Raw genomic sequence first — 11,162 nt, 5'->3', positions numbered from 1 at the left:
CGGCCGCAACCGTCCCGCCCCCGCCCGCGCTCCGCGCCTACCGCACCGGTGTGAAGTCGCGGGCCCCGATGAACTCCGGGCGCCGCACCGGAGCCGCGAAGGGCTCCTCGGCCGCGTTCTCCACGCTGTTGAAGACGATGAAGACGTTGCTGCGCGGGAACGGGGTGATGTTGTCACCCGAACCGTGCATGGCGTTGCAGTCGAACCAGGTCGCCGAACCCGCCCTGCCGGTGAAGAGCTTGATGCCGTGCTCACCGGCCAGCTCCGTCAGCGCCTCGTCGGACGGGATGCCCGCGTCCTGCATCTGGAGCGACTTCTTGTAGTTGTCCTTCGGCGTCTCGCCCGCGCAGCCGAGGAACGACCGGTGCGAACCGGGCATGATCATCAGCCCGCCGTTGGTGTCGTGGTTCTCGGTCAGCGCGACCGATACGGAGACGGTCCGCATGTTCGGCAGTCCGTCCTCCGCGTGCCAGGTCTCGAAGTCCGAGTGCCAGTAGAAGCCCGACGCCCCGAAGCCCGGCTTCACGTTGATCCGGGACTGGTGCACGTACACGTCCGAGCCGAGGATCTGCCGGGCCGCGCCCACCAGCCGCTCGTCGGAGACCAGTCGGGCGAACACCTCGCTGATCCGGTGCACCTCGAAGACGGAACGCACCTTCCCCGACTGCGGCTCCACGATGGACCGTTCGTCCGCGCGGACGGCCGGATCGGCGATCAGCCGCTCCATCTCGGCCTGGTAGGAACCCACTTCGTCCGGGGCGAGCAGCTGGTCGACGGCGAGGAAACCGTCCCGCTCGAAGGTCAGGAGGCTCTGTACGGGTACGGGCCCCGGGGCGCCCGGAGCGGACCAGACGACCGGGTCCCGGCGGGGAGTGATCGTCTCGGCGGCGCCGCGCGAGGGATAGAGGTCGGTGCGCGGAGGGTGCGGTTCGGTGCGCGCGTACGTGGTCATGGCTCAGGCCTCCTCGGTCAGCAGCGGGTAGACGCCGTTCTCGTCGTGGTCCTCCCGTCCGGTGACGGGAGGGTTGAAGACGCAGACGCAGTGGAAGTCGGTCTTCGGGCGGAGCGTGTGGTGCTCGTGGCCGTTGAGCAGGTACATGGTGCCGGGGGTGATCCAGTGCTTCTCACCGGTGTCGTCGTTGGTGAGTTCGGCCTCCCCCTGCGTGCACAGGACGGCCTCGATGTGGTTCGCGTACCACATCGACGTCTCCGTGCCCGCGTACAGGACGGTCTCGTGGAGCGAGAAGCCGACCTTCTCCTTGGCGAGCACGATGCGCTTGCTCTCCCAGGTGCCGGAGGCGGACTTCACGTGCCGGTCGGTGTTCTCGATGTCGCGGAACGAACGGACGATCACGGTGGTGTGGTGCCTTTCTCTCTGCGGTGACTGTCGGCTCCCGCCTGCCCCGAAAGCTGCCGGGGCGGACGGAGTTCAGGGGGAAACGCGCCGCTCAGGCGGCTGTTTCGTGGACGGACCGGGCCAGCGTGCGCAGCCCCTCGTCCAGCTCTTCGGGGGTGATGGTCAGCGGCGGCAGCAGCTTGACGACCTCGCTCCGCGGGCCCGAGGTCTCCAGCAGCAGCCCGAGCTCGAAGGCGCGCGAGGTGACCGCCGAGGCGCGTGCCGGGTCGGCGAACTCGATTCCCCACACGAGGCCCCGGCCCCGGAAGGAAGCGGTGGTGTCCTCGGCGCAGAGGGAGAGCAGGGCCTGTTCCACCTGCTCTCCGCGGGCCTTCGTCTGCTGCTCCATGTGGCCGTCCGCCCAGTAGGCGTCGAGCGCGGCGGCGGCCGTGACGAAGGCGGGGTTGTTGCCGCGGAAGGTGCCGTTGTGCTCGCCCGGCTCCCAGACGTCCAGCTCCGGGGTGAACAGGCAGAGGGACATGGGCAGTCCGTAACCGCTGATGGACTTCGACAGGGTGACGATGTCCGGGACGATGCCCGCCTCCTCGAAGGAGAAGAAGCCGCCGGTACGCCCGCAGCCCATCTGGATGTCGTCCACGATCAGCAGCATGTCCTGCCGGTGGCACAGCTCCTGGAGGGCGCGCAGCCACTCGGCGCGGGCGACGTTGATGCCGCCCTCGCCCTGGACGGTCTCCACGATCACGGCGGCCGGCTTGTTCAGCCCGGAGCCCTGGTCCTCCAGCAGCCGCTCGAACCAGAGGAAGTCGGGGACCTGGCCGTCGAAGTAGTTGTCGAACGGCATCGGCGTGCCGTGCACCAGCGGGATGCCCGCACCGGCCCGCTTGAACGCGTTGCCGGTGACGGCGAGCGAGCCGAGCGACATCCCGTGGAAGGCGTTGGTGAACGAGACCACGGACTCGCGCCCCTTCACCTTGCGCGCCAACTTCAGTGCGGCCTCGACCGCGTTGGTACCGGTCGGGCCCGGGAACATCACCTTGTACGGCAGATCGCGCGGGCGCAGGATCACGTTCTGGAAGGTCTCCAGGAAGGCGCGCTTCGCCGTCGTCGCCATGTCCAGCCCGTGGGTGATGCCGTCACGCTCGATGTAGTCGAGCAACGCCCGTTTCAGCACGGGGTTGTTGTGGCCGTAGTTGAGCGATCCCGCACCGGCGAAGAAGTCGAGGTAGCTGTGGCCGTCCTCGTCGGTGAGCCGGGCGCCCCGCGCGTGGTCGAACACGGCGGGCCAGCTCCGGCAGTAGCTCCGGACCTCGGACTCCAGGGTCTCGAAGACGCTCAGGGCGGGCGGGGTGATGGTCACGGCGGTCTCCTGAGGGGTTGTGGGTGTGCGGCGGGGGCGGTGGCGCGGCGGACCCGGCCGGGGGCGGACCCGGTGTCTGACGACTCCCGTCGAGCGGGCGGCGCCCATTGCCGGACACCGCCCGGCGGGCGCCGGGCGGGGCGGGGGCTGCTGCCGTCAGCTGCCGAACGGCCCTATGCGGTACAGGACTTCGGGGAGGTGGTCGTCCTCGGGGAACAGCTCCCCGCCGAAGAGGACCTCGCGCTCCAGTCCCACGTCGTGGCGTTCGGCGTACGAGGTGAAGAGCCGGTTCGACGCGGTGTTGTCGGGCGTGACGGTCGTCTCGACCGCGATCAAACCCCCTTCCGCGGCGACTCGTTCGGTCAGCGCGTCCAGCAGGCCGGCGGCCAGTCCCCGCCCCCGGTAGGCGTCGTCCACCGCCACCTGCCAGACGACGAGCGTCTGCGGACGGTCCGGACGGACGTAACCGGTCACGAAGGCGACCGGCTCGCCGTGCTCGTCCCGGGCGACCACCGAGGTCGCCGCGAAGTCACGGCACCAGAGCAGGTAGCTGTACGAGGAGTTGAGGTCGAGGACCTCGGAGTCGCGGGCGATGCGCCACAGCGAGGCCCCGTCCTGGACGCGTGGCGCGTCCACGGTGACGAATGTGCTCGGCGCGGGCGGCACATCGGGGCGGGGGGAATCGATTCGGGCACGGGCAAGGTCTGCTGGTGCGGCGCTCATGTCAGGGAATTTACCCAGCAAATTTCGGAATTGCACCAGCGAAAAGTCTTGGGTGGTGGGAGCGCGCGTGTTATCACGCGAGTGCGAGTCCGACCGGTCGGGCGGGCGGTTCGTGGTGATTCATGCCGAATATATCCGGCATATTGCCTCGGTGTGGAGTCCGTCACACCCTCTCGACCCCTGTGCCCGGCACTCCGTACCGCTCGTCCGGACACCTATTGGATTCACGTGTTTACGCATGAGGAGTCCGGGCACAAGAATGCGGGGAGCTACTTATGAATAAGTAGCTCCCCGCATTCATTGAATTCCTCTGTCACCGGACGGCGGAAATGAGCCGTGCCCGGCACTTCATTCGCTCGGCCAGGTTTCCTGGACGGCCTTGCGGGCAGCTTCCAGATCGACCCGCAGGCCCGCGTCGGCCAGCGCCGATCCCAGGGCCGCGAGGGAGGCGAGGACCGCTCCGCGCGTGGCGTCCACCCCGTAGTGATTGACCCGGACCATCTCCTTCGACAGCGCCCCGCCGCCCGCGATCAGCGGAAGCGAGGGCTCCGCGAGAAGCGCCCGCGCCACCAGCTCCGAGGCGTCCACCCCGTCCGGCACGCGGAGCGTCGTGGCGACGGGCGCGGCGTCGGGCGCCTCGTGGACGTACGGCGTCAGCCCACCGCCGAGCGCGAGCGCACCCGCCCGGGTGGCAGCGGCAGCGGCGGAGTGACGGGCCATGAGGGCCTCCAGCCCCTCCGCCTCGATCCGCTCGACGCACGCCTCCAGCGCCAGCATCTCCAGCTGCGCCGGGGCGTGCAGCAGCGCCTTGCGGCCACCGTCGATCCAGCGCTGCTTCCAGTCCAGCAGGGAGAGGTAGGAGTGTCGCGGCGCCTGCGGGTTGGCGGCGATCCGCTCCCAGGCACGTGCGCTCACCGAGACGGCCGAGACGCCCGCCGGGCCGCCCATCGCCTTCTGCGCGCCGATCACGCACAGGTCCACGCCCCAGGCGTCCGGCAGCAGCGGCTCGGCCCCCACCGAGGCCACCGCGTCCAGCATGAAGAGGGCACCGTGCGCCCGGACGACCTCACCGATCTCCGCGACCGGGTTGGTGTTCCCGGTCGCCGCCTCGGCGTGCACCAGCGAGACGAAGTCGATCTCCGGGTGCTCGGCCAGGGCCGCGGCGACCTGCTCGGCGGTGACCGCCGTGTGGAACGGCACCGCCAGGTCGACGACCTCGGCGCCGCAGTCGCGCAGCCAGTTCCCGAAGGTCTGGCCGTACGGGCCGGTGACGACGTTGAGCGCGGTCGTACCGGGCCGGGCGGCGCCCCGGATGCAGCCCTCCAGGGGCAGCAGCGCCTCGCCCTGCATGATCACCACGTCCTGCTCGGTGGCGAGGAGACCGGCCACCCGCTTCTCGATGGCCGCGAAGTGTGCGGGGGTGAGCGGGGCGAGGTCGAGGAAGGGGTGCGTCACGGTGGTGCTCTCTCCGGTTCGGTCAGTCATTCTGCGGGCCTCTGTACGAACAGATGCGGGCCTGTGTACGAACAGCGCTCGGTCCGAGAGTACCGACCGCCTCGTACAGTGCCGCACATGAGCGATCACAGCGACCAGCGCGAACACCGCGACCGGGACCGCCGCGTGCTGCGGGTGAGGGGACGGGTGCTCGTCGGCCCGGACGAGGTGCGCGACGAACTCTGGTGCGTGGACGGCCGGATCACCTACGAGCGGCCCCCCGGCGCGGACCGGGCGGACACCGTCGAGGGCTGGGTTCTGCCCGGACTGGTGGACGCGCACTGCCACGTCGGACTCGACCGGCACGGCCCGGTCGACGCCGCCACCAGCGAGAAGCAGGCGCTCACCGACCGGGAGGCGGGCGCCCTGCTGCTCCGCGACGCCGGATCGCCCTCGGACACCCGCTGGACCGACGACCGGGAGGACCTCCCGAAGATCATCAGGGCCGGCCGCCACATCGCCAGGACCCGCCGCTACATCCGCAACTACGCCCACGAGATCGAGCCCGGCGACCTCGTCGCGTACGTCGCCCGCGAGGCACGCCGGGGCGACGGCTGGGTGAAGCTGGTCGGCGACTGGATCGACCGCGAGGTGGGCGACCTCACCCCCTGCTGGCCGCGCGGCGAGGTGGAGGCCGCCATCGCCGAAGCCCACCGGCTCGGGGCCCGGGTCACCGCGCACTGCTTCGCCGAGGACTCGCTGCGCGATCTGGTGGAGGCCGGCATCGACTGCGTCGAGCACGCCACGGGCCTCACCGAGGACACCGTTCCGCTCTTCGCCGAACGCGGGGTGGCGATCGTGCCGACCCTCGTCAACATCGCGACCTTCCCGCACCTGGCGGACGGCGGCGAGGCCAAGTTCCCGCGCTGGTCGGCGCATCTGCGCCGACTGCACGCGCGCAGGTACGACACCGTGCGCGCGGCGTACGACGCCGGCATCCCGGTCTTCGTCGGTACGGACGCGGGAGGCTCGCTGCCCCACGGCCTGGTCGCCGCCGAGGTCGCCGAACTGGTCCGGGCCGGTGTCCCGCCCCTGGACGCGCTCTCCGCCACCACCTGGGGAGCGAGGCGCTGGCTCGGCCGCCCCGCCCTGGAGGAGGGCGCCCCGGCCGACCTGGTCGTCTACCCCGACGACCCGCGCGCGGACGTACGGGTTCTGGCGGCCCCCCGCCATGTGGTGCTGAACGGCCGGGTGATGCCCGGCTGACCTCGCGCGCCACCCTCAGCGCACCGGGACTCCGGAGGCCGGTGCGGACGGCACGTGCCCCAGGGCGCGCAGGACTCGGGCCAGGTCCCCCGGCGCCGCCCCGAGGCGGACGGGGTTTCCCGCGTCGTCCAGCTCGGCCACGTGCCAGTCGCCGGGGACGTCGTCGCCGTCCTCGCCCCGGACCCGCCGTACCCGCAGGACGGCGATCCGCTCCACCGGGACCCGCTTCACCGCGAACCGTCCGGGACCGGAGTGCGGCGAGACCGCGAGCGCGTCACCGCCGCCCAGCACGAGGTGGGTGCCGAAGTGGTGCGGGTTGTACTCGGTGGCCTCCAGGAAGCGGCCGGACAGGAAGACCTCCTCCCCGTCCGCGTCGTCCGTGCCATCCGTGGCGCCGGCCGGTACGACGTCCTCGGGAGTCCGTACGCGGGTGGCGCGGAAGGCCGGTACGAGGAGCACCAGCGACACCGCCGTACCCGCCCCCGCCCACCCGATCGTCAGGGGCGACCCGACCAGGTCCACAGGGTGCAGGACGCAGAGCGGCAACAGCCACAGGGCCGTCACGACCAGCACGCCGAGGAAGGGGAGGGCCGAGGGCAGCACCTCGTCGTCGGGACGCCGGCGTCCGCGCACGCGCACCACGACGAGGGCCGCGGGGTAGCCGGCGGCGAGCACCAACCCCACCGCGAAGGCCAGGACCTGACCGGCGGGGACCGGGCGGTCCTGCCACGCCGCGTGGGTGCCGACGACCGCTCTCGGGGTTCCGCGCCAGAAGGTCACCTCGACCCGGTCGCCCGGCGCGAACGCGACGGCTGTGTCGTAGGGCACCTGGATCCGTTCGCGTGGCCGGCTCCCGGAGAAGTACAGCCGGCTGTCGTCGGTCTTGCCCTGGTGGTCGGCGACGGTGCGGGAGATCACCCCCGGGACGGTGGTCAGGCACTCGGCCCGACCGTAGGCGGGTGTCCCCGCCGCACAGGGGACGGCGGACCGCCAGGCACGTTGGTAGGAGAGCGTGTTCGGCACGGCGACTGCCGCCACCACCGCGCCCACCACGAGCAGCAGCGCGCACAGCGCGAGCGGCTTGAAGAGGCCGTGTCCTCCCGTGCGCGGGTCGATGACGTGGAGGTGGTCCGGCTCGTCGGGCGTTCCGTGACGGCGGTGCAGCGCCCGCAGCGCCTCCACCCCGGCGTCGAACTCCGGGTCCGTCGTCAGGTAGCTCCGAGGCTGGGGCAGGAAGCGGACGCGCCCGTCACGCAGCAGCAGGCTGACGCGTCTGCGTTCCTCGCTCCTCATGGGCCTCACATGGACGCGCAGCGCCCTGACGTCCTGCCACGGGATGTCCCCCCGCCGCCGCGGAGACCGGTAACGCACCCCGTCGGCATCGGCGTGCACCTCGGCGACGACGCCCCCGAGCCCGACGCGCGACAGTACCCCCGCGAGCGCGGGACGGAAGATCAGCCGAGGTTCGGGGGTCATGCACACAGCATGTCACCGGCCAGGCGGGCGCTCGTGTCGCGGGTACGGCAGAGTCCGGGGGCGCGACCTTGCCGACATCGCCCGCGAGCGCCTTGGCGCCCGGCCTTCCGGTGGTCAGGACGGGGGTGGCGTACGGGCAGGGGCACCGGGGGCCGCCGCGAAGGTCGCGGAGGTGTGGCGCAGGGGCCGCAGCACGCGGTCCAGGGTGGTCCTCGACGCTCTGAGGCGCACCAGCTCACCCTGGTAATCGAGGTCGGCGACCTGCCAGCTGATGGGGAACCCTCGCTTGGCCTCGCCGGCCTGGACACGGCGTACCCGCAGGACGGTGAGCCGCTCCGTGGGAATCCGCCGCACCCCGAACCTTCCCGGGCCGGGGTGCGGCGAGACCGCGAGCGAGCCGTCCGGGCCGAGGACGAGGTGGGTGGTGGAGTGGTACGGGTCGAAATCGACGGAATCCACGAAGTAGGCGGGCAGGAAGACGTCCTCCCGGCCGTCCTCGGCGGCAACGCCGTTCCCGTCCCCGGCGTCGGCCCCGGCATCGGCCCGGTGCCGCTCCGCGGTGTCGCCGGGCGGCACGGGGCGAGTGGCGCGGAAGGCCAGGACGAGGAGCCCCGCGGTCACCACCGTCCCCGCAATCGCCCAGGCGACCGTCGTCGGGGAGCCGAGCGGGTACGGCCGGCGCAGGACGCAGAGCGGCAGCAGCCACAGGGCGGTCGCCACCAGCACACCCGCGAACGGCAGGGCGAGCGGAAGCGCGACGGCTCCGGGGGTCCGGCGGACACGCACCCGGACGACGATCTGGGCGACCGGATAGCAGGCCGCGAGCCAGAAGCCGGCCAGCAGCGCCGCCAACGCGCCCGGATACATCGCTTCCTCGCGCCAGCGCGCGTGCTCCCCCGCGACCTGTTCCACCGCGCCGCGCCAGTAGGTCACGTCGACCCGGTCGCCCTCCCGGAAGCTCCGAGCCGTTTCGTAGGAGACGTAGATGTCGACGGTCGGACCCCCGTCGGTGAAGAACAGCCAGGCGGGCTTCCGTTCGCCGGTCGCCTCGATGCCCTCGATCACCCCCGTGACGACGACGAGGCAGTCGAGCCGGTTCTCGACGGGCGTCCCTGCGGCGCAGAGGACGGGTGGATTCCACGCACGCTCGTACGCCAGGGCTTGCGGAATCCCGAGTACGGCCGTCCCCAGGCCGAGAACGAGCAGCAGGCAGCCGACCAGAGCGGAGATGAAGGGCACCGTGCTGTACGGCACCGTCTCCGGGACGACGAGGGACGGGAGGTCCGGGTCGGGGGAGCCGTACCGGCGGTGCAGCGCCCGCAACGCGCCCACCCGCGCCTCGAATTCGCCCTCTCCGGACGGATCGTTCGCGGGCGTCACCCCGCGCCACGACGGCGGAGGGAGGGGCAGGAAGTGTTCTCCCCCGTCGCGGAGCACCACGCTCAGGCGGCTCCGTCCCGGGCGCCGGGAGTGCGGGTACGGCCGGTGGACGCGCAGCACCGCGACCTCCGGCCACGGCACACTCCGGTTCCTCGACAGCTGCCGGTGGCACAGCCCGTGGGCATCGGCGCGCACCGCCGGTGCCGCGGCGCGCAGGGTCAGGAGACCCGCCACCGCGAGCAGGGCCGCCGTGACGGCTGCCGCCCCGGCCGCAGGGCCGGACATCCGCCACCCGGTCCCGTGGGCCACCCCGGCCCCCACTCCCGCGATCGCGAGGGCGGCGAGCGCGATGGCGGTCAGACCGCCGAGGAACAGGGCGCGGTGGTGGGCGGGGCGGTAGGTCACGGCTGGGGCCTCGATCATGGCCGAAGCCTGTCAGTGGCAGGGCCCGGGCGCTTGTCAGGATTGCGGCAATGTTCGGACCGGCTCGCCTGCCGACATCCCCGGCGCGGCGTGCGGTCCCCGGGAGCGTGCCGGAAGCGCCGTGTTGACAGGCGGTGACGATCCGGCCGTCCTCTCGTTGGAGTTGCTCGATGCCGCCCCTCAAGGCCACTGTCGGCAACCGCTGTTCGGTGAAACGGGTGAGTCCGAGGAACGTACGTGCCGCGAGATTCGAATACGCACACTAAAACCACCCTTTGGGGTGAACTGGCGTCAGGTGTCCGCCAGTTCACCCTCTGTGCGTAAAGATTCACGGAGTCGAGGTCACCGGCGCACGCGATGTCCCCCATTGGACGGCGCCGGTGGCTCCATGTCTCTTGTGGGGGTTCCACCATCTTGAACAGCAACACCTTCCGTCTCGCCGCCCTGGCGGTCGCCGCCGCTCCCGTCGCCCTGTTCGCCGCGTTCCCCGCGCAGGCCGCAGCCCCGGCGACGAAGGGCGAGGGCAGCGCGAGCGCGGTCGTGCTCCGGACGGCGCTCGACGTCTCGCTCCTGGACAAGACCGTCGACGTGCCGCTCAAGGCCACGCTCAACGAGGTCCAGGCCCCCAGGAGTGCCGAGAAGACCGCGCTCTCCGTGCGGCTGGACGGCGTGGACAGGGGCCCGGTCCAGGTGCTGCGGGCCGACGTCGCGACCTCGGGTGCCACGGTCGACGAGCGCCGCGCGGAAGGGCACAGCAATCTGGTCAAGGCCCGGGTGCAGGTTCCCGGTCTGCCGCTCCTCTCGCTCGTCGAGGTCGAGGAAGTCACCTCCAAGGCCGTCTGCGAGGTCGGCGAGAAGCCGGTCGCGTCCTCGAACGTCCTCGGCCGGGTGACGGTCCTCGGCAAGCGGATCACGCTCACCTCGGGTGGCCGCACGGAGGTCGACATCCCCGGTGTCGGCAACGTGACCCTGGACCTGTCGAAGACCAGCACCACCTCGAAGACCGCGGCCGCGACGGCACTTCGCCTGCGCGTCTCCCTCAACCCGGCCGCGCTCAACGTCGCCGAGGTGAAGGGCGAGCTCACCCTCGCGGAGGCCAAGTGCAGCACGCCGGGCTCCGGCCACGGCGGTTCGGGGCACGGCGGCTCCGGCAACGGCGGCTCCGGGCACGGTGGTTCGGGCAACGGCGGTTCGGACGAAGGCGGTTCGGACGACGGTGGTTACGGTGACGGTGGCTCCGACGACGGCGGCGCCACGGACAGCGGTACGACCGGCGACGGCGGCGCGGGGGACACCTCGGGCGGCTCCGGCGACACCGGTTCCACGGACGGCGGCACGACCGACGAGGGCGCCACGGGCGACACCGGCACCACCGGCGACACCTCGGGCGACACCGGCTCGACGGACGGCGGCAGCGACAGCTCGGGCGGCAGCGGCAGCTCAGGCGGCTCCGGCGGCGACGTGACGACGCAGACCGGCTCCGACAACACCCCGGCCACCGTCTCCGGGGACGACCTCGCGGAGACCGGCAGCAGCTCCAGCACCCCGCTCATCGCCGGCGGCGCGGCCCTGCTGCTGGCGCTCGGCGCCGGAGCGACCGTCCTCGCCCGCAGGCGCGCCCAGGACTGACCCGGCCCGCCACCGGGCAGCAGGCGGGCACCGGCCGGACCGCGCGCTCAGGCGGGCGCGCGGCCCGGCCGCGGCACCCGGGCGCCGGGGGCGTGCGAGGACCGTGACGGGTCCGGC

9 protein-coding genes are annotated in these 11,162 nt (G+C 72.2%); 2 read left to right on the top strand and 7 right to left on the bottom strand.

Annotation, left to right across the window (positions count from 1 at the left end; genetic code table 11):
* Positions 1-37: 37 nt before the first annotated feature.
* The 5 genes from thpD to ACFWEP_RS24530 form a co-directional block, all read right to left on the bottom strand.
* The gene (gene thpD, locus ACFWEP_RS24550) at positions 38-952 is read right to left on the bottom strand and encodes an ectoine hydroxylase (protein ID WP_387372926.1); all 915 of its coding nucleotides are present in this window, start codon (positions 950-952) and stop codon (positions 38-40) included.
* Between the two features lie 3 nt (positions 953-955).
* Positions 956-1,354: an ectoine synthase gene (locus ACFWEP_RS24545; RefSeq protein ID WP_387372924.1), complete on the bottom strand. Its 399-nt coding sequence runs from the start codon at positions 1,352-1,354 to the stop codon at positions 956-958.
* Between the two features lie 94 nt (positions 1,355-1,448).
* The gene (ectB, locus tag ACFWEP_RS24540; protein WP_387372922.1) at positions 1,449-2,714 is read right to left on the bottom strand and encodes a diaminobutyrate--2-oxoglutarate transaminase; all 1,266 of its coding nucleotides are present in this window, start codon (positions 2,712-2,714) and stop codon (positions 1,449-1,451) included.
* A gap of 156 nt (positions 2,715-2,870) precedes the next feature.
* The gene (gene ectA / locus ACFWEP_RS24535) at positions 2,871-3,437 is read right to left on the bottom strand and encodes a diaminobutyrate acetyltransferase (RefSeq protein WP_387372920.1); all 567 of its coding nucleotides are present in this window, start codon (positions 3,435-3,437) and stop codon (positions 2,871-2,873) included.
* A 348-nt stretch (positions 3,438-3,785) separates the two neighbouring features.
* Entirely contained in the window at positions 3,786-4,892 is a 1,107-nt protein-coding gene (locus ACFWEP_RS24530) for a pyridoxal-phosphate-dependent aminotransferase family protein (RefSeq protein WP_387372928.1), read from the bottom strand.
* Positions 4,893-5,009: 117 nt separating this feature from the next.
* On the opposite strand from ACFWEP_RS24530, the gene ACFWEP_RS24525 reads away from it, so the two are divergent.
* Positions 5,010-6,137, top strand: a complete 1,128-nt coding sequence (locus ACFWEP_RS24525; protein ID WP_387372918.1) for an amidohydrolase family protein — start codon at positions 5,010-5,012, stop codon at positions 6,135-6,137.
* A 15-nt stretch (positions 6,138-6,152) separates the two neighbouring features.
* Here the strand turns inward: ACFWEP_RS24525 and ACFWEP_RS24520 are convergent, their stop codons facing one another.
* Both ACFWEP_RS24520 and ACFWEP_RS24515 read right to left on the bottom strand, forming a co-directional pair.
* Positions 6,153-7,613 carry a PH domain-containing protein gene (locus ACFWEP_RS24520; RefSeq protein WP_387372916.1) on the bottom strand — a complete coding sequence of 487 codons (1,461 nt, stop codon included), beginning with the start codon at positions 7,611-7,613 and terminating at the stop codon, positions 6,153-6,155.
* A gap of 114 nt (positions 7,614-7,727) precedes the next feature.
* Positions 7,728-9,416, bottom strand: coding sequence for a PH domain-containing protein (locus ACFWEP_RS24515; protein ID WP_387372914.1), 1,689 nt, complete (start codon positions 9,414-9,416; stop codon positions 7,728-7,730).
* A gap of 414 nt (positions 9,417-9,830) precedes the next feature.
* Here ACFWEP_RS24515 and ACFWEP_RS24510 point away from each other — a divergent pair, with 414 nt between their 5' ends.
* Positions 9,831-11,045, top strand: a complete 1,215-nt coding sequence (locus ACFWEP_RS24510; protein ID WP_387372912.1) for an SCO1860 family LAETG-anchored protein — start codon at positions 9,831-9,833, stop codon at positions 11,043-11,045.
* Positions 11,046-11,162: the final 117 nt, after the last annotated feature.

The sequence above is a fragment of the Streptomyces sp. NPDC060198 genome (genome assembly GCF_042728415.1).
In the GTDB taxonomy this organism is placed as follows: Bacteria; Actinomycetota; Actinomycetes; order Streptomycetales; family Streptomycetaceae; genus Streptomyces.
This window is presented reverse-complemented; position numbering and strand designations above follow the sequence as displayed.

What these genes read in the sequence shown, in the direction of transcription:
- ectA (WP_387372920.1), bottom strand. Translation starts at nt 3,437, where the DNA reads ATGAGCGCCGCACCAGCAGACCTTGCCCGTGCCCGAATCGATTCCCCC.
- thpD (WP_387372926.1), bottom strand. Translation starts at nt 952, where the DNA reads ATGACCACGTACGCGCGCACCGAACCGCACCCTCCGCGCACCGACCTC.
- ACFWEP_RS24515 (WP_387372914.1), bottom strand. Translation starts at nt 9,416, where the DNA reads ATGATCGAGGCCCCAGCCGTGACCTACCGCCCCGCCCACCACCGCGCC.
- ACFWEP_RS24525 (WP_387372918.1), top strand. Translation starts at nt 5,010, where the DNA reads ATGAGCGATCACAGCGACCAGCGCGAACACCGCGACCGGGACCGCCGC.
- ACFWEP_RS24520 (WP_387372916.1), bottom strand. Translation starts at nt 7,613, where the DNA reads ATGACCCCCGAACCTCGGCTGATCTTCCGTCCCGCGCTCGCGGGGGTA.